At 62.0% G+C, this 22,156-nt stretch carries 18 protein-coding genes; 10 read left to right on the top strand and 8 right to left on the bottom strand.

Annotated features, from left to right (window positions below; all coding sequences use genetic code 11):
* Position 1 precedes the first annotated feature (1 nt).
* The 4 genes from C5L10_RS23465 (at position 2) to C5L10_RS23450 (ending at position 4,489) form a co-directional block, all read left to right on the top strand.
* Entirely contained in the window at positions 2–1,159 is a 1,158-nt protein-coding gene (locus C5L10_RS23465; protein ID WP_046664736.1) for a carbohydrate ABC transporter permease, read from the top strand.
* A 28-nt stretch (positions 1,160–1,187) separates the two neighbouring features.
* On the top strand, positions 1,188–2,843 hold the full coding sequence (locus C5L10_RS23460) for an alpha-glucosidase family protein (RefSeq protein ID WP_105431647.1): 1,656 nt from the start codon (positions 1,188–1,190) through the stop codon (positions 2,841–2,843).
* Between the two features lie 22 nt (positions 2,844–2,865).
* Positions 2,866–3,954, top strand: coding sequence for an ABC transporter ATP-binding protein (locus C5L10_RS23455; protein ID WP_046664734.1), 1,089 nt, complete (start codon positions 2,866–2,868; stop codon positions 3,952–3,954).
* 178 nt (positions 3,955–4,132) lie between these two features.
* Complete coding sequence (locus tag C5L10_RS23450; RefSeq protein WP_046611702.1) at positions 4,133–4,489, top strand: hypothetical protein; 357 nt, start codon at positions 4,133–4,135, stop codon at positions 4,487–4,489.
* Between the two features lie 73 nt (positions 4,490–4,562).
* On the opposite strand, the gene edd is transcribed toward C5L10_RS23450, so the two are convergent.
* From edd to C5L10_RS23425, 5 genes are all read right to left on the bottom strand, one after another.
* The gene (edd, locus tag C5L10_RS23445) at positions 4,563–6,380 is read right to left on the bottom strand and encodes a phosphogluconate dehydratase (protein WP_105431646.1); all 1,818 of its coding nucleotides are present in this window, start codon (positions 6,378–6,380) and stop codon (positions 4,563–4,565) included.
* 96 nt (positions 6,381–6,476) lie between these two features.
* Positions 6,477–7,175, bottom strand: a complete 699-nt coding sequence (gene pgl / locus C5L10_RS23440; protein ID WP_105431645.1) for a 6-phosphogluconolactonase — start codon at positions 7,173–7,175, stop codon at positions 6,477–6,479.
* Between the two features lie 5 nt (positions 7,176–7,180).
* On the bottom strand, positions 7,181–8,653 hold the full coding sequence (zwf, locus tag C5L10_RS23435) for a glucose-6-phosphate dehydrogenase (protein WP_105431644.1): 1,473 nt from the start codon (positions 8,651–8,653) through the stop codon (positions 7,181–7,183).
* A gap of 99 nt (positions 8,654–8,752) precedes the next feature.
* Complete coding sequence (locus C5L10_RS23430) at positions 8,753–10,054, bottom strand: FAD-binding oxidoreductase (protein ID WP_105431643.1); 1,302 nt, start codon at positions 10,052–10,054, stop codon at positions 8,753–8,755.
* Positions 10,055–10,064: 10 nt separating this feature from the next.
* Complete coding sequence (locus tag C5L10_RS23425) at positions 10,065–11,504, bottom strand: glutamine synthetase family protein (RefSeq protein ID WP_046664729.1); 1,440 nt, start codon at positions 11,502–11,504, stop codon at positions 10,065–10,067.
* A 126-nt stretch (positions 11,505–11,630) separates the two neighbouring features.
* On the opposite strand from C5L10_RS23425, the gene C5L10_RS23420 reads away from it, so the two are divergent.
* Together C5L10_RS23420 and C5L10_RS23415 are read left to right on the top strand one after the other, a co-directional pair.
* A complete protein-coding gene (locus C5L10_RS23420; protein WP_105431642.1) occupies positions 11,631–12,812 on the top strand; it encodes an NAD(P)/FAD-dependent oxidoreductase in 1,182 nt (393 codons plus the stop codon).
* Between the two features lie 502 nt (positions 12,813–13,314).
* Complete coding sequence (locus tag C5L10_RS23415; RefSeq protein WP_105431641.1) at positions 13,315–15,153, top strand: methyl-accepting chemotaxis protein; 1,839 nt, start codon at positions 13,315–13,317, stop codon at positions 15,151–15,153.
* A 12-nt stretch (positions 15,154–15,165) separates the two neighbouring features.
* On the opposite strand, the gene C5L10_RS23410 is transcribed toward C5L10_RS23415, so the two are convergent.
* Positions 15,166–15,489 (bottom strand): hypothetical protein, encoded by a 324-nt coding sequence (locus C5L10_RS23410; protein WP_105431640.1) that lies wholly within the window; start codon positions 15,487–15,489, stop codon positions 15,166–15,168.
* A 90-nt stretch (positions 15,490–15,579) separates the two neighbouring features.
* Here C5L10_RS23410 and C5L10_RS23405 point away from each other — a divergent pair, with 90 nt between their 5' ends.
* Positions 15,580–16,443 carry a LysR family transcriptional regulator gene (locus C5L10_RS23405; protein ID WP_105431639.1) on the top strand — a complete coding sequence of 288 codons (864 nt, stop codon included), beginning with the start codon at positions 15,580–15,582 and terminating at the stop codon, positions 16,441–16,443.
* Between the two features lie 13 nt (positions 16,444–16,456).
* Here C5L10_RS23405 and C5L10_RS23400 read toward each other — a convergent pair whose 3' ends face one another.
* A complete protein-coding gene (locus tag C5L10_RS23400; protein ID WP_038583760.1) occupies positions 16,457–16,696 on the bottom strand; it encodes a hypothetical protein in 240 nt (79 codons plus the stop codon).
* 34 nt (positions 16,697–16,730) lie between these two features.
* On the bottom strand, positions 16,731–18,020 hold the full coding sequence (gene aceA / locus C5L10_RS23395; protein WP_105431638.1) for an isocitrate lyase: 1,290 nt from the start codon (positions 18,018–18,020) through the stop codon (positions 16,731–16,733).
* 203 nt (positions 18,021–18,223) lie between these two features.
* Between aceA and C5L10_RS23390 the strand changes: the two genes are divergently transcribed.
* From C5L10_RS23390 to C5L10_RS23380, 3 genes are all read left to right on the top strand, one after another.
* On the top strand, positions 18,224–19,642 hold the full coding sequence (locus C5L10_RS23390) for a short-chain fatty acyl-CoA regulator family protein (RefSeq protein ID WP_105431637.1): 1,419 nt from the start codon (positions 18,224–18,226) through the stop codon (positions 19,640–19,642).
* A 122-nt stretch (positions 19,643–19,764) separates the two neighbouring features.
* Positions 19,765–20,862 (top strand): polyamine ABC transporter substrate-binding protein, encoded by a 1,098-nt coding sequence (locus C5L10_RS23385; RefSeq protein WP_105431636.1) that lies wholly within the window; start codon positions 19,765–19,767, stop codon positions 20,860–20,862.
* Between the two features lie 77 nt (positions 20,863–20,939).
* The gene (locus C5L10_RS23380; protein WP_105404123.1) at positions 20,940–22,097 is read left to right on the top strand and encodes an ABC transporter ATP-binding protein; all 1,158 of its coding nucleotides are present in this window, start codon (positions 20,940–20,942) and stop codon (positions 22,095–22,097) included.
* Positions 22,098–22,156: the final 59 nt, after the last annotated feature.

The raw sequence follows: 22,156 nt of genomic DNA, 5'->3' as shown, positions 1-22,156 counted from the left end.
GATGAGTGCAGCCGCAAGCCTCCGCCGTATCGGCCTTCCGCGCCTTATCGTCCACGTCTCCGTGCTCGTCATCTGCATCATCTGGCTCATCCCGACGCTCGGCATCCTCGTCACCTCCTTTCGAGAAGCGGGCCAGATTACGGCCTCGGGCTGGTGGACTGCCTTCACGGGCGCCGCCGAGACGAGTGCCGCCCGCCTCGGCGAGCCTTCGACAGCCAAGCAGAACGGTACGAACTATGTGATTTCGGGCTCCGTCTTCGAGGGAGGGAAGGGGGGCACTGTGCGCGCCTTCGGTACCCGCGTTGCCGCTCCGACGGAATTTACAGCGGGGCAGCCCGCCGATATAGGCAATGGCGAGACGCTGACCGTCAACGAAGACGGCAGTTATACCTATTCCAAGAACGCGCCTTTCGAGGGCCGCGGCAAGCGCGTTTACCTCTCGGTCGCCACTCCGCCATCCTTCACCACCGAAAACTACCGCACGGTGCTGACCTCTCAAGGGATCGGGCAGTCCTTCGTCAACTCGCTGACGGTCGCGGTTCCCGCAACGATCATTCCGATCCTGATCGCCGCCTTTGCGGCCTACGCTCTGTCCTGGATGGAGTTTCCCGGCCGTGCCCTGATCATCGCCCTGGTGGTCGGGCTGATCGTCGTGCCCTTGCAGATGTCGCTCATTCCGCTTCTGAAGATGTATAATGAGATCGGCAATTTCTTCGGCGTGCCGTCTCGCAGTTATGCGGGCATCTGGCTTGCGCACTCCGCCTTCGGCATGCCGCTCGCGATCTATCTACTGCGCAACTACATTTCCGGGTTGCCGCGGGAAATCATCGAATCCGCCCGCGTCGACGGGGCCAGCGATTTCGAGATCTTCGTCAAGATCATCCTGCCGCTGTCGTTTCCGGCGCTCGCATCCTTCTCGATCTTCCAGTTCCTCTGGACATGGAACGACCTCCTCGTCGCCATGGTCTTCCTCGGCACCGGCAAGGACCAGTTGGTTCTGACCGGCGCGCTGAACGCGCTTCTGGGCTCAATGGGTGGAAAGTGGGAAATCCTGACAGCTTCGGCCTTCATAACAATCGTCGTGCCGATTATCGTCTTTTTCGCCCTTCAGCGATATCTCGTCCGCGGACTGCTTGCCGGCTCCGTCAAGGGCGGCTGATCAACATCGAACGACAACAGGACATTGAATGAGCGTTTCAGCAGAAGCCCCCGCAGCACCGGACAAGGACTGGTGGCGTGGGGCCGTTATTTATCAGATTTACCCGCGCTCCTACCAGGACTCGAACGGCGACGGCATCGGCGATCTGAAGGGCATCACCGCCCGCCTGCCGCATGTGGCGGCACTTGGCGCCGATGCGATCTGGATCTCGCCCTTCTTCCCATCGCCGATGCGGGATTTCGGTTACGACGTCTCGAACTACACGGATGTCGATCCGATGTTCGGCTCGCTGTCGGATTTCGACGGTCTGATTTCCGAGGCACACCGGCTCGGCATCAAGGTGATGATCGACCTCGTCATGTCACACAGCTCCGACCAGCACCACTGGTTCATCGAAAGCCGGTCCAGCCGCTTCAACCCGAAGGCGGATTGGTATGTCTGGGCCGATGCCAAGCCGGACGGCACGCCGCCCAACAACTGGCTGTCGATCTTCGGCGGATCGGCCTGGCATTGGGATCCGACCCGCATGCAATACTACATGCACAACTTCCTGACATCGCAGCCGGATCTCAATCTGCACAATGCGGAAGTGCAGGATGCGCTGCTCGACATGACCCGCTTCTGGCTGAAGCGCGGCGTCGACGGTTTCCGGCTCGACACGATCAACTTCTATTTCCACGACAAGGAACTGCGCGACAACCCGGCGCTCGATCCCTCGCGCCGTAACGCCTCCACCGCGCCGGCCGTGAATCCCTATAATTTCCAGGAGCATCTCTACGACAAGAACCGACCGGAGAACTTGGAATTCCTAAGGCGCTTCCGTGCGGTGCTCGACGAGTTCCCGGCGATTGCCGCCGTCGGCGAGGTGGGGGATAGCCAGCGTGGTCTGGAAATCGTCGGGGAATACACGTCCGGCGATGACAAGATGCAGATGTGTTACGCGTTCGAATTCCTGGCGCCCGATCCGCTGACGCCGGCGCGTGTCTCCGAGGTGCAGAAAGCGTTCTCTATCGCTGCACCGGATGGCTGGGCCTGCTGGGCCTTTTCCAACCACGATGTGGTGCGCCACGTCAGCCGCTGGGGCCACGACGTTCTCGATCGTGACAGTTACGCCAAGATGGCATCCGCCATCCTGATGTCCCAGCGCGGCTCGGTCTGCATCTATCAGGGCGAGGAACTCGGATTGACCGAGGCCGATATCGCCTATGCCGACCTGCAGGATCCCTACGGCATTCAGTTCTGGCCGGAATTCAAGGGCCGCGACGGTTGCCGCACCCCGATGGTCTGGGACAGCCAGGCATTGCAGGCTGGCTTCTCGACGGCGGAGAAAACCTGGCTGCCGATCCCGGTCGAACATCAGCTTCGGGCCGTCGGCGCTCAATACGGCGATCCCGCATCGGTTCTGGAACAGTACCGACGTTTCCTCGCCTTCCGCAAGCAGCACCCGGCCTTCGCCAAGGGCGAGATCGAATTCCTGGCCGAGGACGGCGCCATTCTCGGCTACAAGCGCCAATACGGCAACGAGACGGTGCTCTGCCTGTTCAACATGAGCGCGGCGGAAACGGCAACCGACCTGCCGGCCGGCGATTGGGAATTGCTGACCGGCCACGGCTTCGAAAGCGGGCTTGAAGGCAGGCGTGTCGAATTACCGGCTTGGGGGGCGTTCTTCGCCCATCACGCGTAACGAGAACAAAGGGGAGGAAAGCATGGCTGGTGTCGTTCTGAAGGATATCCGCAAGGCCTACGGCCAGGTGAAGGTGCTGCACGGCATCGACCTGGAGATCAGCCAGGGCGAGTTCGTCGTGTTTGTCGGGCCGTCCGGCTGCGGTAAGTCCACGCTGCTGCGGATGATCTCCGGGCTGGAAAGCATCACCGGCGGTGAGATGTATATCGACGGCCAGCTCGTCAACGAGGTGCCGCCGTCGCGGCGCGGCATCGCCATGGTCTTCCAGTCCTACGCGCTTTATCCGCATATGACGGTCTACGACAACATGGCCTTCGGCATGCGGATCGCCAAGGAAAGCCGTGACGAGATCGACCGCCGGGTACGTGCGGCGGCCGATATCCTCCAGCTCACTCCCTATCTCGACCGCCTGCCGAAGGCACTGTCCGGCGGCCAGCGCCAGCGTGTCGCCATCGGCCGCGCCATCTGCCGCGATCCAAAGGTCTTCCTGTTTGACGAACCGCTTTCCAATCTCGACGCGGCGCTGCGCGTCGCCACCCGCATCGAGATCGCCAGGCTGAAAGATTCGATGCCGGACACGACGATGGTCTACGTGACGCACGACCAGGTGGAGGCGATGACGCTCGCCGACCGCATCGTCGTGCTTTCGGCCGGCCGTATCGAACAGGTCGGCGCCCCGCTCGAACTCTACGAGCGGCCGCAGAACCTCTTCGTCGCCCGTTTCATCGGGTCGCCGGCGATGAACATCATCCCGGCCACGGTGACGGAAACCGGCGAGATGACCACGGTTGCGCTGAAGGGCGGAAAATCGGTGCACCTGCCGGTGCCGACAGCGGCTTCGGAAAAGGGCAAGACGGCCAGTTTCGGGGTGCGGCCGGAAGATTTGTCGATCGCCTCAGGCGAGGATTATCTCTTCGAAGGCCAGATCGGAATCATCGAGGCGCTCGGCGAGGTGACGCTGCTCTATATCGAAGGCTTGGCTGACCAGGAGCCGATCATCGCCAAGATCCCCGGCATTCTGCAGGTAAAGAAGGGCGAAACGATGCGCTTCTCGGCAGACCTCAAGAAACTGCACCTTTTTGATGCAGAAGGTAAGGCCTATCGCGTCTAGGAGTAACCATCCGTTTACTGTGATTTTGCGATATGCAATTGGAGTTGTACTGATTTGGGACTTCAAAACTCTCTGTTAAATTTCGCCGGCTAGGCTTCCTTCCATTAAGCAATGGAGGGATGTCGTGAGTGCGACTCCAAGTAACAAAAATCACTTTTTGAACAAGGAAGAGTCTTTCATGTACGACCGGGAAGCCCGGTTCAAGATGGAAGACACGATGAATGCGGCGCGTATCGAATATACGGAAAACGGTGTGATGAACATGGCGCAGCGCCGCTGTGACGTCATCCGTATCTCGATGAGCGGCGCCGTCCTCGGTATCCTGACACAGTATAATCTGCCGAAGCAGTTTTATCTCGATATTCCCGACGCGCGCATTTCCAAGGTCGGCTGCCTGCTGATGCGCACCAACGCCAACAACACGATCGAGGTGCGTTTCCTGTCGCTGCTCAAGCAGAAGGAACTGGATCGCATCTTCATATTCTCGACCCATCCGAACCATCGCGACCGGACGCTGGATATCCGCTCCTGGTAACCCGGTTCAGGACCTGAAATGGAAACGGCGGCTCCACGGCCGCCGTTCTCGTTTCTGCCGGCAATCCGCCTGTTTACGCGAACACGCTGGCACCCATGTCCGCGGTGCCGACATGGCGGCGGAAGGGGGCGAAGAGTTCGCGGCCCATGCCGAACTCGTTGTCGGAAAGATCGACGACAACAGGTGTGCGAGCCCCAAACTCCGCAGCATCCACCAGCACTTCCAGCGTTCCGGCGACAGCGTCGAGGCGGATCATGTCGCCGTCCTTGATCTTGGCGATAGGCCCGCCGTCGCTGGCCTCCGGGGTGATGTGGATCGCTGCCGGTACCTTGCCGGAGGCGCCGGACATGCGTCCGTCGGTCACCAGCGCCACCTTGAAGCCGCGGTCCTGGAGCACGCCGAGCGGCGGGGTGAGGCGGTGCAGTTCCGGCATGCCGTTCGCCTTCGGTCCCTGGAAGCGCACCACGGCGATGAAATCCTTGTTGAGCTCGCCACGCTTGAACGCTTCCTGCAGCCCCTGCTGATCGTGGAAGACGATCGCCGGCGCTTCGACAATGTGGCGCTCCGGCTTGACGGCGGAAATCTTGATGACCGCCTTGCCGAGATTGCCCTTCAGCATCTTGAGGCCGCCATTCGACTGGAAGGGGGTCTCGATCGGCGCCAGGACCTTGAGGTCGCCGCTTTCATTCGGGGTGGGTTCGCGAACGACGGCGCCGTTGGCGTCCAGCTTCGCCTCGACCGTATAGGCCTCCAGCCCATGGCCGAAGACGGTGCGCACGTCGTCATGCACCATGCCGGTCTTCAGGAGCTGCTTGATCAGGAACCCCATCCCGCCGGCGGCATGAAAATGGTTCACGTCGGCAAGCCCGTTCGGATAGACGCGGGCAAGCAGCGGCACCACGTCGGAAAGCTCGGAAATATCCTGCCAGGTGAGCAGGATGCCCGCTGCACGCGCCATGGCGACGAGGTGGAGGGTGTGGTTGGTCGATCCGCCGGTCGCATGTAGGCCCACGACGCCGTTGACCACGGAGCGCTCGTCGATCATCTCGCCGGCCGGCGTGAACTCGTTGCCGAGGGCGGTGATCGCCAGAGCCCGCTTGGCGGCCTCGCGGGTCAGCGCTTCGCGCAGCGGCGTGCCGGGATTGACGAAGGAAGCGCCGGGCATGTGGAAGCCCATGATCTCCATCAGCATCTGGTTGGAATTGGCCGTGCCGTAGAAGGTACAGGTGCCGGGGCCGTGATAGGACTTCGATTCCGCTTCGAGCAGTTCGGCGCGGCCGACCTTGCCCTCCGCGTAAAGCTGGCGGATGCGCGACTTCTCGTCGTTCGGAAGCCCGGTGGTCATCGGCCCGGCGGGAATGAAGACAGAGGGCAGGTGCCCGAAGCTGAGCGCCGCGATGACGAGGCCCGGCACGATCTTGTCGCAGATGCCGAGGAAGACGGCTGCGTCGAACATGTTGTGTGACAACCCGATGCCGGCCGCCATGGCGATCGCATCGCGCGAGAACAGCGACAGCTCCATGCCCGGCTGGCCTTGGGTGACGCCGTCGCACATGGCCGGCACGCCGCCGGCGACCTGCGCTATGCCGCCGGCTTCCCGTGCCGCCTCGCGAATGATTGGCGGGAAGGTCTCGTAGGGCTGATGCGCCGAGAGCATGTCGTTATAGGCGGTGATGATGCCGAGGTTCGGGACGACGTCGCCTGCAAGCGCGTCCTTCTCGGCGGGGGAACAAACCGCAAAGCCATGGGCGAGATTGCCGCAGGAAAGCGTCGATCTGTGCGGGCCGCGCGTAGCCGCCCGCCGCACACGGTCGAGATAGGCTTCGCGGTGGGGTTTCGAGCGTTCGACGATACGGGCGGTGATTGCCTCGATGCTGGAATGAGCGGCCATGGTCTTGTCCTCTTGTGCTCAACCCCGCTTGGGAGGGACAGGACCTTCGGGAGGGCCCTAAGCCACCGGGATTGCTCGCGTTGAAAAGTCGGCGCCTTAAGGCGCCCAGAAAATCTGCAGCGGCGAAGCGGCTCGCTTGAGCACGGCGCGGATCGGCATGTCCGTTTCGTCGGAGCCGGCCTTTGCCGCTTCGAGCACGTCCTTCTTGCCCTGGCCTTCGATATGCAGCACCAGAAAACGCGCATCCGAAAGGCTGGCGAACGAGAAGGTCAGGCGCTCTTCGCCGGCACCTTCCGCCTGCATGGTCAGAACGCCGCGGGCGCCGGAAAGATCGAGTGCGCGGGCAAGATTATTCCCATGCGGGAAGAACGAAGCCGTATGGCCGTCGCCGCCCATGCCGAGGATCGCCACGTCGAAGGGATGGCCGATGCCGGACGTCTTTTCGGTCGCGATCACGGCCGCTTCATCGATCGACGGCGCTTCGTAGTAGAGAGGTATGAACTTGGCGGCAGCCGCCTTGTCTTTCAGCAGATGCGCCGACACCAGAAGGTGGTTGGAACGCGGGCTGTCCGCCGGCACGAACCGTTCGTCGACCAGCGTCACGGTGACCTTGCCCCAGTCGATATCGCGGGTCGCCAGCGCCTCGAAGAACCTCTTCGGTGTGGAGCCGCCCGAGACCGCGATCGAGGCCGTGCCCCGGTCGCGGATCGCTGTTTCAAGATGTGCCGCGACCTCGTCCGCCAGGCTGGCGGCGAGGGCGGCGGCATCCGCAAATTCAAGCATGTTCGCGGTCATGACCCTTAACCCTCATGCCATGTCCGGCCGTCGCGCTCGATGAGGGCGATCGCTTGGCTGGGACCCCAGGTACCGGCGGTGTAACCCTGCACCTGCTGGCCGGCCGCTTCCCAGCCCTTCAGGATCGGGTCCACCCAGCGCCATGCGGCTTCCACTTCGTCACGGCGCATGAACAGCGTCTGGTTGGAGCGGATCGTGTCGGTGAGCAGGCGCTCGTAGGCGTCCGGATTGCGCACCGAGAAGGCTTCCGCGAAGCTCATGTCGAGCGAGACATTGCGCAGGCGCATGCCGCCCGGGCCTGGGTCCTTAATCATCAGCGACTGCTTGACGCCTTCGTCCGGCTGCAGGCGGATGATCAGCTGGTTGGCCGAAATGCGACCGGCAGCCGCGTCGAAGATATTGTGCGGGATCGGCTTGAAGGTGATGACGATCTCGGACATGCGGGCTGCAAGCCGCTTGCCGGTGCGGATGTAGAAGGGAACGCCGGCCCAGCGCCAGTTGCCGATCTCGGCCTTGATGGCGACAAAGGTCTCGGTGTTGGAAACGCCGCCTTCGAGCTCGTCGAGATAACCCTTGACCGGACCGCCCGCGGATGCGCCGGCGCGGTATTGGCCGCGAACCGTCATCTGCTCGACATTGGCTTCTGTGATAGGCTTCAGGGCGCGCAGCACCTTGAGCTTCTCGTCGCGCACCGCTTCCGAATTCATGGAGGAGGGCACTTCCATGGCGACAAGGCAAAGGAGCTGCAGAATGTGGTTCTGCACCATGTCGCGAAGCGCACCCGCCGTGTCGTAATAACCGGCGCGGCCTTCCAGGCCGACGGCTTCGGCAACCGTGATCTGCACATGGTCGATATGATCGGCGTTCCACAGCGGCTCGTAGAGCGCGTTGGCGAAACGCAGCGCCATCAGGTTCTGCACTGTCTCCTTGCCGAGATAGTGGTCGATGCGGAAGATCTGATCTTCGTGGAAGGCCTTGCCGATCATGTCGTTGAGCTGCAGCGCCGACGCGAGGTCGCGGCCGATCGGCTTTTCGACGACGATGCGGGTCGATTTGGTGATCAGCTTGTGGTCGCGGATCTTTTCGGAAATCGGGCCGAAAATGCCGGGGGCCACGGCGAGATAGAAGACGCGGATGCGCTCCTTGCCGTCGTCGAGCAGCTTCTTGAGTTCGGCCCAGCCTCCTTCGGCCTTTGCGTCGACCGAGATGTAATAGATCCTCTGGAGGAATTTCTGGACTTCCGCCTCGTCGTATTCGCCCTTTTTCAGATGCTCTTTCAGGGCATCCTGGGCGAACTTGCGGTAATCCTCATGGGAAAGCGTACTGCGCGAGGCGCCGATGATGCGGGTTGGTTCGGTGAACTGGCCCTCGATCTGACGGTGGTAGAGGGCCGGAAGGAGCTTGCGTTCCGCAAGGTCGCCGGTACCGCCGAACACGATACAATCAAAGGGTTCAACTGGGATGATCTGGCTGCTCATCGCTGTTCTTTCGTCCTGCATGGTTGGGTGCATACTTATTCTAATCGATTTAAAAACGCTAGCCCGAATTGGCTTCCGAAGTGTGTTACGGGCTGCTTGTCAGAGCCTGTCGCGCAGCGCAAACCACGTGAGGGCAAGGAAAAGCAGCGGAGTCCGCATGTGACGCCCGCCGGGGAAGGCAGGAATTTTGAGGGCGGCAAGGTGGTCGAGATCCGTTGCCTTGCCGCCGACCATATCAGCATAAAGTTTGCCACAATAGTTTGACAGCATCACGCCGTGGCCGGAATAACCGCCGATCGACGTGACCCCGGGCATGACTTCGCGCACGAAAGGCTGGCGCGGCATGGTGATCCCGACATTTCCGCCCCAGGCATGGGTGATTTCGACGTCTTTCAGCGCCGGATAGGTGTCGACGATCTGCTTGCGGATGGCATTGGCCGTGTCCGTGGGATTGCTTGAGGTATAGATCTCCCGACCGCCGAACAGCAGCCGGTTGTCCCGGCTCTTGCGGAAATACCGCACCACGAACCGCGAATCAGCAACGGCCTCGCCACCAGGGAGGACACCGGGAAAATCGTCGAGCGGCGCGGTCGCGGCGATGAAGGAGCCGATCGGCATGATATGCGCTGATGTAACCGGTTCGAGATCGCCGATATAGGCATTGGTGGCGATCAGCACCCGATCGGCAGTCAGCGTGCCCTTGGGCGTCCGGACCAGGATCTTGCCGCCCGGTCCGTTTCTCGTTTTCTCGATGCCCGTCGCGCGGGTCATCTCGAAAATCTGCGCACCGGCCGCCTGCGCAACGCGGGCAAGCCCGACCAGCAGCTTCAGCGGATGGATATGGCCGGTGCCGGTATCGCGCACTCCGCAATAATAGTCTTTCGTGCCGAGCCGCTCGGCGGTCTCCTGACCATCCATGAAGGAGATGTGCGGATACCCGTAACGCTCCGCTGCGATCTCGGCGGTCGCCCGATAATCCTTCTCGTGGCCTCGTTTGTGGGAAACGTTCATCTGTCCCGGCATGTACTCCATGTCGATGCCGTGGATCTCGGCAAAGTCGAGGAGATGCCGCTTGGCGTTCTCGGCCATGTCGAACAGCGCCCTGGAGCGCTCGTAGCCGATCTCCTTTTCAAGATCCTCCGGCCACCAGCGCTGCCCGGTACCCATCTGTCCGCCATTGCGGCCGGAGGCGCCGTCGCCGAACCGGCTGGCCTCGATCAGTGCGACGGAGATGCCAGCCTTTGCAAGGTTGTAAGCCGCCTGCAGGCCGGTATAGCCGCCGCCGATGATCGCCACGTCGACCGATCTGGATCCGTCGAGTGCCGGATAGGTCGGCCGCTCGCTGAGAGTCGCCTGATACCAGGAAATTCCCGGTGCGATCGGGCTCTGCCATGCATCCAAGGCGCAGCCCTCACACGTTGAGAAGCAGGAATTCCCGCTCCCAGGGGCTGATCACCTGCATGAAAGTCTCGAACTCCCCGCGCTTGACGCCCGCATAGAGGCCGATGAATTCCGAGCTGAAGACGCTGGCAAGCGCCGGATCGGACTCGAGCAGCGACACGGCTTCGAGCAGGCCGCGCGGCAGTTCGATCGATCCCTCGTTGGCAGTATCCTCGGTCGGCGGTCCCGGCTCGATCGCGTTCATGATGCCGAGCAGGCCGCAGCCGAGCGAGGCGGCGAGCGCCAGATAGGGATTGGCGTCCGAGCTGGGAAGGCGGTTTTCGACGCGGCGGGCGTTCGCATCCGAGACCGGCACGCGGAAGGCGGTGGTCCGATTATCGTAGCCCCAGGCATTGTTGACCGGCGCCGACATATCGGGCGTCAGGCGGCGGTAGGAGTTCACATAGGGAGCCATCATGGCGAGCGTCTTCGGCACAAAGGTCTGCATGCCGCCGATGAAGTGGAAAAACTCCTTCGAGGCGGAGCCGTCCGGGTTCGAGAAGACGTTCTTTCCGGTCTTGATGTCGACCACCGACTGGTGGATGTGCATTGCCGAACCCGCCTGACCCTGCATCGGCTTGGCCATGAACGTCGCGTAGATGCCGTGTTTCAGGGCCGCCTCGCGGATGGTGCGCTTGAACATGAACACCTGGTCGGCGAGTTCGATCGGGTCGCCATGGCGCAGGTTGATCTCGAGCTGCGCCGGACCTTCCTCATGGATCAGCGTATCGATCTCGAGGCCCTGCTTTTCCGAGAAATGGTAGATGTCGTCGATCAGCTCGTCGAATTCGTTGATCCCGGCGATCGAATAGCCCTGGCCGCCGAGGATGGACCGGCCGGACCGGCCTTTCGGCGGGTGCAGCGGATAGTCCGGATCATCGTTCTTGGCGACGAGGTAGAACTCGATTTCCGGCGCCACGACGGGCTTCCAGCCACGCTCCTCATAGAGCTTGAGGATGTTCTTCAGCACGTTGCGCGGTGTATAGGGGACAGCCTTGCCTTCGGTATCGACGATGTCGCAGATCACCTGTGCGGTCGGGTCGGTCTCCCAAGGCACCACCGCCAAGGTGGAAAGATCCGGCACCAGCTTCAGGTCGCTGTCACGCGGTTCGTAGCGGAACGTGCCGGTCTCTTCGGGATATTCACCGGAAATGGTATGGCGGTAAAGGGCGGACGGCAGCGCCAGCGAGGTGTTCGAGGTGAACTTCGAAGAGGGCATCATCTTGCCCCGCGCCACGCCGGCGAGATCGGGCGTGATGCACTCGATGTCCTCGATCCCCCGTGCCCGAAGCCAAGCGGCGGCCTCCCGCCAGTCCGCCACCCCTCTGAGCGAAGTGAGCGTCGGCTGGGCAGTCGCGGCTTTCGCCACAGTGCCGGTTGCGAGGGCGGGAGCGGTTTTTTTGCGCGGCATGACACATCGGGGTGAGGTTGATCGGATGTTCCATCATAACCACGGATTGGCGAATGGCGAGGGGGAGACGCCATTGACTTTGAGTTGCCGATCGAAAACAGCAGATATTGAAACAAGGAGCATGCGGTGACGCGGAAATTCGATGTCGTGGTTTTGGGCGCCGGCGGCGCAGGCATGATGTGCGCCATCCGTGCGGGCGGGCGCGGCCGTTCGGTGCTGGTCCTCGATCACGCCAAGACACCGGGCGAGAAGATTCGCATTTCCGGCGGCGGTCGCTGCAACTTCACCAATATCCATGCGACCGCCAAGAACTACCTCTCAGCTAATCCGCATTTCGCCAAGTCGGCGCTGGCGCGTTACACGCCGCGCGATTTCCTGGACATGGTCGAACGCCACGGCATTCCTTGGCACGAAAAGACGCTCGGCCAGCTCTTCTGCGACGACAGCGCCAAGGACATCATCCGCATGCTGCTGTCCGAGATGAAAGCGGCGAACGTCGTGCTCGAGCTGCAGAAGCAGATCACGTCGATCGAAAAGACGCCAGAAGGTTTCCGCATCGGCACGTCCGATGGACCGGTGGAGGCGGCATCCCTGGTGGTTGCGACCGGCGGCAAGTCGATCCCCAAGATGGGCGCCACCGGTTTTGCCTACGATATCGCCCGGCAGTTCGGCCTGAAGATCGTCGAGACGCGGCCGGCGCTCGTGCCGCTGACGCTCGATCCGAACCTGCTCGAAAAACTCTCGCCGCTTTCCGGCATCGCGGTGCCGGCCGAAGTCCGCCATGGCAGGACTGCCTTCCGCGAGGCATTGCTGTTTACGCATCGTGGCTTGAGCGGCCCGTCGATCCTGCAGATCTCCTCCTATTGGCGGGAAGGCGACGACGTGACGCTGGTCATCGAGCCAGACCTCGATATCGCAGCGGTCCTCAAGACGGCCCGCCGAGCAAATGGAAGGCAGGCGGCGCAGACGGTACTGGCGGAGGTGTTGCCGAAACGGCTGGCTCAGTTCTTCGTCGAAAACCGCGGCCTGACCGGGCATCTCGCCGATCTTCCCGACAAGGCGGTCGAGGGGCTGGCCGCCTCGATCCAGACCTGGGCCATCCGGCCTGCCGGCTCCGAAGGATACCGGACGGCCGAGGTGACGCTCGGGGGCATCGACACTTCGGAACTGGACTCCAGGACAATGCAGGCCAAGGCGGTGCCCGGCCTTTATTTCATCGGCGAATGCGTCGATGTGACCGGCTGGCTCGGCGGCTACAATTTCCAATGGGCCTGGGCTTCGGGCCATGTTTGTGGGGACGCATTGTAGTACAGGTTGATTCAGCAGTTGTTAATGTGAGCGCCCCATCCTGCCTTAATGCCAGCCAATTCCTGTGGTTTAAGGCGGGCATGCGCTTCCTGCCGGTGGCGGCTGGAGCGCCAGAGCAACTTGCCTTGGAGTGCCGTTTCCATGCAGAGACCCAGCCGTGCCCGCGCAATCGCAATCGCTAAGGTTCAGGATAACCCGAAGCTCATTCGCCTCCGTTTTCTCGCGATCGCCATCGGTGCAACGGCCGCGCTCCTCGCGCTTCCGACGCTTTTTTTCTAAGAGCTTCCACGCTTCGATCTCATCGCGCGCCTGAACGGCGGCGATCTTTAGTCACGCCCGCGGAGCGCTGGCCTGTTTATTTTCGCGCATTCCCGAGCTCAGGCTTGCGTCAGGTCCGCGCCTCCGGGGCCGCTTTAATTCACTACATTCAAATTTAGTAAATTTTCACTTTCCCCGACGATACTAGATTTCAGTACATAGTTTTGCGGGGAAGCTGGCCTAAATGATCAAAATCCTGCCGTCGTCCGTGGTATCGCGGATCGTTCTTCTTTGCCTCTTCATGATCTTTGTTGCGGTGATAGCGGTGGGTGGCCTCACCTATACCTACCTGCGCGGCGATATCATGGATACGGCGAAGGACGATGCGCGCAAGGCGATCCGCACCATGAGCCTGCTTTACGATCTGGAATTGGACGGCGCCAAAACCGAGATCCGTGACGGCGCGGTCATCCGTGTCAGTCAGGCCGAGGGTGCGGTGAAAGACCATGACATGGTCGATCGCACGGCGTCCGCCATCGGCGGTGTCGCGACCCTGTTCGAAAAGAAGGGCACCGACTATGTCCGGATATCGACCAATGTGAAGACGGAAAAGGGCGAGCGGGCGGTCGGCACCAAGCTTGCAGCGGAGCACCCGGCGCAGCCGTTCCTGGCGCGTGGGGAAGCTTATTTCGGCCCCGCCGTCTTGTTCGGCAAGGATTTCATGACGGGGTATTTCCCCATCACTAACGCCTCCAACGGTGTCACCGGCCTGCTTTTCATCGGCATTCCGATGGAAGTCTATTTCGCCCATATCGCCACCGCGGGCTATATCGTCATCGGCACGTCGCTTGGCGCTCTTCTCGTCATCGGCATCGCAAGCCTTTTCGCCCTTCGTATGCTGCTCCGGCCGCTCGGCGTGCTGACCGGCACCGTGCATGCGCTTGCCCAAGGCAATGACGCAACCGAAATCCCCTATGCCGAACGCCGCAACGAATTCGGCAACATCGCTCGCGCCCTGGAAGTCTTCCGGGAAGCGGCGCGCGAGAAACAACGGCTGGAAAGCCGCAGCGCCGAGCATCGTGCCGAAACGGAGGCGGAGCGCCGTCGCAACGACGCCGAAAAGCAACGTGTTGACCGCGAGATCGACACCGCCGTCAGCGAACTGGGTGCGGCTTTGGCCCGCCTGGCTCAGGGGGACCTGTCGAGCACGATCGAAACACAGTATTCCGGCCGGTTGGAGCAGCTCCGTACCGATTTCAACGGTTCCATCGTCCGGCTGCGGGACACGCTTTCTCATATCCGCGAAAGCACGCTCTCCATCCAGAAGAGCAGTGCCGACCTCAGCCATTCCTCGACCGAACTTTCGCGCCGTACCGAAACCCAGGCGGCTTCCCTCGAGGAGACGGCCGCGGCGGTCGACGAGATCACCGCGACGGTCCGTTCTTCGGCCGAGCGGGCCCGCGAGGCGGACCTGGCGGTCGCCGTCACCAAGAAGAGCGCCGACAGCTCCGGCACCGTGGTGAGCAACGCGGTCGCTGCCATGGGACGTATCGAAGAGGCGTCCGGCAAGATCGAGCTGATCATCGAGGTCATCGACGACATCGCTTTCCAGACCAACCTTCTGGCGCTCAATGCCGGCATCGAGGCCGCCCGTGCCGGTGAGGCCGGCAAGGGATTTGCGGTTGTCGCGCAGGAAGTTCGCGAACTGGCGCAGCGTTCCGCCGGTGCCGCCAAGGAGATCAAGGACCTGATCACCCAGTCGAGCCGGGAAGTCGGCTCCGGTGCCGGCCTGGTGCAGCAGGCGGGCGAAGTGCTGGCAGCGATCAGCCAGCAGATCACCGGCGTCAGCCAGCACGTGGAAATGATCGCGACGGCCAGCCGCGATCAATCGGCCGCGTTGCAGGACATCAACAATTCCGTCAACCGCATGGACCAGATGACCCAGCAGAACGGCGCGATGGTCGGCGAGACGACGGAAGCAAGCCGACGTCTCGCAAGCGAGGCGGATGCCCTGCTCGAACTGGTAGAGCAGTTCCGCATCGACGCGAATAGTCGCCGCCCGGGTTATTCCCGCGCTGCGTGATATCTGCCGATCTCAAAGCGACGGCGAGCCGGGCGCCGCGGAAAATCGGGTGCCGCACCCCTCCGGCACTGCCCGGCAATCTTGCCTCGGGCGGCAGCGGTCGGAGTTTTGGTTTTCGCCTGCGCCACCGGATAGACTGGAACCAACCTCCTGGGCGGCAGCGATGCCGCCCTTTGTGGTTTTATGTCTATCCGTCACCCGCTGCAGGCTGGCAAACCAGCGCGGGTAGGGGTGGGCGTAACGTTCATAGAAATCGTTCTCCGCTGCGGTATCGCGACGGATGGGACTTGTTCGGAAGAGGTACGAAAAGGCGGCTGCGACGATATTCTCGAACATCGGAATTCCTCCGTTTGTGGAAATCGTCTCCTCTATTAAACCTCAAAAACTGCTTCTTGTACCGCCGAATTCCGGCTATGTCTTTCACCCATGAAAAACATCAACTGGGATGCCTACGAGCTTTTCATGCAGGTTGCCCGGCTTGGCGGGCTGTCCGGTGCTGCCGGCATCACCGGATTGAGCCCCGCGACGATCGGCCGGCGGATGCTCGATCTGGAAGAGGCGGTCGGGCGTCCGTTGTTTTTACGCAGCCGCACCGGCTATCAGCTGACCGCCGATGGGTCTGCGTTGTTTGCCCAGATTCTGGAGATGGAAGGCGCTGCCCGCCGCATCGAGAGCTGGAAACGGGAAGGCGCCGGTTCGACGCTGGTGCGGGTTGCCTGCGGCACCTGGCTTGCCTGGATGTTCACCCGCAATCTCTCGCTTATCCGCACCGAGCGCGACAACTTCCGCCTCGATTTCTATGTCGCCGAACGACGGGCGAGCCTGACGCACCGGGAAAGCGATATCGGCATACGTGCCTTCGAGCCCGAAGAGCCGAACCTTGCGGCAACCAGGCTCGGGGAAGTCGCCTATGCGGCCTATCGTGCCCGCAACGCTCACCCCTCGGTTGCCGACCGCTGGCTTGCTGTCTCGGAGGAGGATGCTATTTCCGCTTATCTGCGTTGGCCGCATCAGGAACGGGCATCGCAAGTGGCGGTCACCGTCAACCGCCCGCGTTCCCTGCGCGATTTGACGCTGGGCGGGGCCGGAACCGCTGTCCTGCCCTGTTTCGTCGGCGACCAGGACATGCGGCTGGAGCGGGTCGGCGAAGAGATCGAAAGCCTTCGGCACAGCCAGTGGATCGTCATGAACAACGACGATCGCCACCGCCGGGATATCCGCACGGTGGTCGATCGCATGGTGAAGTTCGCCCGAGGCCACGGCCCGCTGTTTGCCGGCCGCCAGCCTTGAACATGTCTTCCGGTCACTGCACCCGGTTGGTGACGATGACAGGGATCATCAGGTCGCCCCAGTGGCCGTCGCCGCCGTGGTGCCGGGCGGAACGGACGAGCTCCACCGAAACCCCGGCCTCGACCGCCTTCATGATCGCATGGTTGAGGCGATGCAGGTCGTTGGCGAGCGTGCGGATCGCCGCCTGCTGGTCGGGCGTCATCGCGGTCGACTGCTCTTCTGCGCGTTCCTTGACGTGGGTCTGGATGTTCATGTCGGTTCTCCTCTTGGTGATGAGTTTGTAAGGCCTATTCTGCAGCCGGCCGGAATTGGTCGTGCTCGGTGGATTCCTTCATCGCGGTGGTGGACGAAAGTCCGCCGGTGATGGCGACGGAGACGGCGTCGAAATAGCCGGTGCCGACCTCGCGCTGGTGTTTCGTGGCGGTGTAGCCGTTGATCTCGGCGGCGAATTCCGCTTCCTGCAGCTCCGAATAGGCAGTCATCTGGCGGTCCTTGTAGCCACGGGCGAGTTCGAACATGCCGAAATTCAGCTGGTGGAAGCCGGCGAGCGTGATGAACTGGAACTTGTAGCCCATCGCACCCAGTTCCCGCTGGAACTTGGCGATCGTCGCGTCGTCGAGGTTCTTTTTCCAGTTGAACGATGGCGAGCAGTTGTAGGCGAGCATCTTGCCGGGATGCACCTTGTGGACGCCTTCCGCGAACCGGCGGGCCTGTTCGAGGTCCGGCTTCGAGGTTTCGCACCAGATGAGGTCGCAATAGGGTGCATAGGCGACGGCGCGGGCGATGCAGGGTTCGAGCCCGTTCTTCACCTGATAGAACCCCTCGACCGTGCGCCCGGCATCGTAGTCGACGAAAGGCTGGTCGCGCTCGTCTATATCCGAGGTGAGCAGCTTTGCCGCTTCCGCATCGGTGCGGGCGATGACAAGCGTCGGCGTGCCCATGACGTCGGCTGCAAGCCGCGCGGCCGTCAGGTTACGGATATGTGCGGCGGTCGGGATCAGGACCTTGCCGCCGAGATGGCCGCACTTCTTTTCCGATGCGAGCTGGTCCTCGTAGTGGACGCCCGCTGCACCCGCCTCGATGAAGGCCTTCATGATCTCGAAGGCATTGAGCGGCCCGCCGAACCCTGCTTCCGCATCCGCAACGATCGGCGCGAACCAGGTTTCGACCGAAAGGCCTTTGCCTTCCGCCGTCTCGATCTGGTCCGCACGCTGCAGGGTGCGGTTGATGCGCCGCGCCAGTTCCGGCGCGGCATTGGCCGGATAGAGCGACTGGTCGGGATACATGGCGGAAGCGGTATTGGCATCGGCGGCGACCTGCCAACCCGACAGGTAGATTGCCTTCAGCCCGGCCCGGACCTGCTGCATGGCTTGATTGCCGGTCATCGCGCCGAGCGCGTTGACGAAGTCCTCGCGGTGCAGCAGCGACCACAGCCGGTTGGCACCCATTTCGGCGAGCGAATAACGGATCTCCGCCGAGCCGCGCAACCGCTTGACGTCCTCTGCGGAATAGGGGCGTTCTACCCCCTCGAAACGGCCTTTTTGAGCGCCTGGAACCAGCGTGTAAAAATCTGTCATCGTCATCCTCCTGTGTGAATGTGTCAGCCGCTCGATGCGAGTTTGATGTGACTATATTTACAGAACAGAATGCTGCACTGCCAGAAAAGATGCCATTTTGCGCCCAGCAAAGGGGTTAGGATGTCTTGTCTTTCACAAGCGCTTCTGTGAAGATGTCAATTTAGTAAAAGAGGCTGCCGGCAGCTTTGTAAAAACGGTGACAAATGGCAGAGCGAAAGATTTTTGCCGGCCCGCGGGTGCGGCGGGTGCGATTGGGGCTTGGTCTCACCCAGACGGCCATGGCCGAGGCGCTCGGCATTTCGCCTTCCTATCTCAATCTCATCGAACGCAACCAGCGGCCGCTGACCGTCCAGCTCCTCTTGAAGCTCGCCTCCGTCTACAAGGTCGATCTCGATGCGCTGCAGGGCGAGGGCGGCGGTCTTGCGGGGCGGCTGCGTGAAGTATTTGCCGATCCGCTGCTGGCGGGTGAAATCCCCGGCGACCAGGAAATCATCGAGGTGGCGGAGGCGGCTCCCAATGCGGCGCTCGGGCTGATGAAGCTCTATCGCGCCTATCGCGAGCAGGCAGCAAGGCTTTCCGATCTCGCCGACCTTCTCGCTCGCGAGGGTCACGAAACATCGATTGCCGGCACACGCCTGCCGATCGACGAAGTACGCGAGACGCTGGAGCGTCGCCCCAACTTCTTCGCGCGCATCGAGGATGCGGCGGAAAACTTCGCGGCGAAGCTTGGAACCGGCGACGAGCTGCCCGGCGCCCTGAAGGCCTGGGCGAAGAACGAGCACGGCATCGTGGTGCGCACGCTGCCCGTCCATGCCATGCCGAACCTGCGGCGGCGCTACGACCGCCATTCCATGCGGCTGTTTCTCTCGGAGAGGCTTTCGCCCTTCGATCGGACCCGCGAACTTGCCATGGAAGTGGCGCTGCTGGCGCTGGGCCGGGAGATCGCCGCCGAACTCGAAGACCTCAACCTCTCCACCAACGAGGCGCGGCGTATCGGCCGGTTCGAACTCGCTCGTTATGCCGCCCATGCGCTGATGATGCCCTATGGGGCTTTTCTCGCGGCAGCCCAGCGCGCCCGATACGATCTCGACGTGTTGCGCTCGCGCTTTGATGTGTCGTTCGAACAGGCTGCCAACCGCCTAACGTCGCTCGCGCGGCCCGGCGCGCCGGGCATTCCGTTTTTTCTGATGGAACTCGACCACGCCGGCAACGCGATCCGCCGGGCCGGCGCTCAAGGGTTCCCGCAGGCCCGTTTCGGCGGGCTCTGTCCGAAGCTTGGGCTCCATTCCGCCTTCCTCCAGCCGGGCCAGGTCCTCGTCGATCGGGTAGAAATGCCGGATGGCGGGACGTTCCTGACATTGTCGAGGACGCTTGAAGGCCCCCAGGCGGGGTTCGGCGAGCGGATTCGGCGCACCGCGGTCCTTCTCGGCTGCGATCTGTCGAGCGTGGGAGACACCGTCTATGGCGAGACCCTCCCGGGGAGCGCGGTCACGGTGCTTGTCGGCACCGCCTGCCGGCTATGCGAAAGACAGGGTTGCCTCTCCCGGGCCGAGCCGCCGGTGACTAGACCGCTTGGCCTAGACGAAATGGTGACCGGCCTCAGCGCCTTCGATTTCCAGTGAGTTTTGCGGCGGCGCACATTCCCCCTTGTGGGGTGGAAAATTACTTTTTACTCTCGCGAAAAATATAAGGGAATTAGGCGCGGTTTGACGATTGCGCTGAAAAAACTGGAACAGGAGAGATCATGAAAAGTCATTTGCTCAGTCTTGCCGCTGCAGTTGCCGCCACGGCCTTCGCCGCGACGGCTGCCTTGGCCCAGGAGCGCGAAGTTCGCGTCTACAACTGGTCGGACTATATCGATGAGACGATCCTGGTCGATTTCACCAAGGAGACCGGCATCAAGGTCATCTACGATGTGTTCGACAGCAACGAGATGCTGGAGACCAAGCTTCTGGCCGGCGGCTCCGGTTATGATGTCGTCGTGCCGACCGGCCCGTTCCTCGCCCGCCAGATCCAGGCCAAGGTTTTCCAGAAGCTCGACAAGTCGAAGCTGCCGAACCTCTCCAACGTGTGGCCGCTGGTTTCCGAGCGTCTGGCGAAATACGATCCCGGCAATCAGTATGCCGTCAACTACATGTGGGGCACGACCGGCATCGGCTATAACGTCGACAAGGTGAAGGCGGCACTCGGCAATGTTCCGATCGACAGCTGGAATGTTCTCTTCAAGCCTGAAAATGCTGCCAAGCTGAAGTCCTGCGGCATCAACATCCTCGATGCATCCGACGAGACCTTCGCAATCGCGCTGAACTATCTCGGCAAGAATCCCGACAGCAAGGACACCAAGGACCTCGAAGCCGGCGGTGCCGTCTACTCGAAAATTCGCAAGTCGGTGAAGACCTTCAATTCGTCCGCCTATATCGATGAGCTCGCCAATGGCGACAGCTGCATCACGATCGGCTGGTCGGGCGACGTGCTACAGGCCAAGACCCGCGCCGAGGAAGCCAAGAACGGCGTCAACATCGAATTCATCATTCCCAAAGAAGGCACCTATATGTGGTTCGACAACCTCGCGATCCCGGCGGACGCGAAGCATGTCGACGAGGCGCATGCCTTCATCAACTACCTGATGAAGCCGGAAGTCATCGCCAAGGCTTCGAACTTCGTCCAATACGCCAACGGCAACCTGGCTTCTCAGAAGTTCATCGACAAGGAAGTCCTCGAAAATCCTTCTGTCTATCCGCCGGAAGACGTGGTCAAGAAGCTCTTCACCATTTCGCCATACGGCCCGCGCGAGCAACGGGTCCTGAACCGGGTCTGGACGCAGATCAAGACCGGTAGCTGATCAAGGGCGGGGCAGGCGGAAACGTCTGCCCCGATTACTTTTGGGGCAGCAGCAATCGGGCGAAATGGGGTAAGGGCATGGCGAAATCTCTTGGGCCGGTTAAACGTAAATTTTCTCCCTGGACCGACCCATCGGCGGTTCCGTTCATCCGTTTCGAAAACATCACCAAAAGGTTCGGCGATTTCACCGCTGTCGATAACCTGACGCTCGATATCTACGAGCGGGAATTCTTTTCGCTGCTCGGACCCTCCGGTTGCGGCAAGACGACGCTGATGCGCATGCTCGCCGGCTTCGAGGAACCGACCGAAGGCCGCATCCTGCTGCAGGGCAAGGATATTTCCGGCGTGCCGCCCTACCGCCGGCCGACCAACATGATGTTTCAGTCTTACGCGCTCTTCCCCCACATGACGGTCGAAAAGAACATCGCCTTCGGATTGGAGCAGGACAATCTGCCGAAGGGTGAGATTGCCACCCGCGTCGAGGAAATGCTGAAGCTCGTCAAGCTGGAGCAGTTCGCCAAGCGCAAGCCGAACCAGCTCTCCGGCGGCCAGCGCCAGCGCGTGGCGCTCGCCCGTTCCCTCGCCAAGCGCCCCAAGGTGCTGCTGCTCGACGAGCCGCTCGGTGCGCTCGACAAGAAGCTGCGCGAGGAGACGCAGTTCGAGCTGATGGACCTCCAGACCAAGCTAGGCCTGACATTCCTGATCGTCACCCACGACCAGGAAGAGGCGATGACCGTGTCCGATCGTATCGCCGTCATGGACAAGGGCCTGATCATGCAGGTGGCGACGCCGGCCGAGATCTACGAAGCGCCGAACAGTCGCTACGTCGCGGATTTCATCGGCGACATCAACATTCTCGAAGGCACGGTCGCTTCGACCGACAGTGCACTCGGCGCGCCGGGCACGGTCAGGATCGATTGCGACGGCATCGCGGTATCGGTGGAGCAGGAATGCCAGGCGGTCGCGGGCGACAAGGTCGCCTTCGCGGTGCGGCCGGAAAAGGTCCGCATCTCGCCGGACCAGCCGGCGGGCACCTCGGCCAACGCGGTCTACGGCGAGGTCTGGGATATCGGTTATCTCGGCGACTTTTCGGTTTTCCTGGTGAAGCTCGCGGATGGCCGGGTGGTGCGTGCGGCGCAAGCCAACGTTTCCCGCCTCGTCGATCGGCCGATCACCTTCGGCGACATGGTCTGGCTCACCTGGCCGCTCGATGCCGGCCTCGTGTTGACGCGTTGAGCGGGGGACAAGGAGATGGCAAATGTTTCCGAAACCCACCCCGCCAACAAACCCAACCC

The organism is Neorhizobium sp. T6_25 (assembly GCF_002968555.1).
In the GTDB taxonomy this organism is placed as follows: Bacteria; Pseudomonadota; Alphaproteobacteria; order Rhizobiales; family Rhizobiaceae; genus Neorhizobium.
The sequence above is the reverse complement of the archived record's forward strand: the minus strand, read 5'-3'. Positions and strand labels throughout refer to the sequence as shown.

Bases quoted from the DNA above. Each gene is read 5' to 3' on its own strand.
- C5L10_RS23465 (WP_046664736.1), top strand. From the start codon at position 2: ATGAGTGCAGCCGCAAGCCTCCGCCGTATCGGCCTTCCGCGCCTTATC.
- C5L10_RS23460 (WP_105431647.1), top strand. From the start codon at position 1,188: ATGAGCGTTTCAGCAGAAGCCCCCGCAGCACCGGACAAGGACTGGTGG.
- C5L10_RS23455 (WP_046664734.1), top strand. From the start codon at position 2,866: ATGGCTGGTGTCGTTCTGAAGGATATCCGCAAGGCCTACGGCCAGGTG.
- C5L10_RS23450 (WP_046611702.1), top strand. From the start codon at position 4,133: ATGTACGACCGGGAAGCCCGGTTCAAGATGGAAGACACGATGAATGCG.
- edd (WP_105431646.1), bottom strand. From the start codon at position 6,380: ATGGCCGCTCATTCCAGCATCGAGGCAATCACCGCCCGTATCGTCGAA.
- pgl (WP_105431645.1), bottom strand. From the start codon at position 7,175: ATGACCGCGAACATGCTTGAATTTGCGGATGCCGCCGCCCTCGCCGCC.
- zwf (WP_105431644.1), bottom strand. From the start codon at position 8,653: ATGAGCAGCCAGATCATCCCAGTTGAACCCTTTGATTGTATCGTGTTC.
- C5L10_RS23425 (WP_046664729.1), bottom strand. From the start codon at position 11,504: ATGCCGCGCAAAAAAACCGCTCCCGCCCTCGCAACCGGCACTGTGGCG.
- C5L10_RS23415 (WP_105431641.1), top strand. From the start codon at position 13,315: ATGATCAAAATCCTGCCGTCGTCCGTGGTATCGCGGATCGTTCTTCTT.
- C5L10_RS23410 (WP_105431640.1), bottom strand. From the start codon at position 15,489: ATGTTCGAGAATATCGTCGCAGCCGCCTTTTCGTACCTCTTCCGAACA.
- C5L10_RS23405 (WP_105431639.1), top strand. From the start codon at position 15,580: ATGAAAAACATCAACTGGGATGCCTACGAGCTTTTCATGCAGGTTGCC.
- C5L10_RS23400 (WP_038583760.1), bottom strand. From the start codon at position 16,696: ATGAACATCCAGACCCACGTCAAGGAACGCGCAGAAGAGCAGTCGACC.
- aceA (WP_105431638.1), bottom strand. From the start codon at position 18,020: ATGACAGATTTTTACACGCTGGTTCCAGGCGCTCAAAAAGGCCGTTTC.
- C5L10_RS23390 (WP_105431637.1), top strand. From the start codon at position 18,224: ATGGCAGAGCGAAAGATTTTTGCCGGCCCGCGGGTGCGGCGGGTGCGA.
- C5L10_RS23385 (WP_105431636.1), top strand. From the start codon at position 19,765: ATGAAAAGTCATTTGCTCAGTCTTGCCGCTGCAGTTGCCGCCACGGCC.
- C5L10_RS23380 (WP_105404123.1), top strand. From the start codon at position 20,940: ATGGCGAAATCTCTTGGGCCGGTTAAACGTAAATTTTCTCCCTGGACC.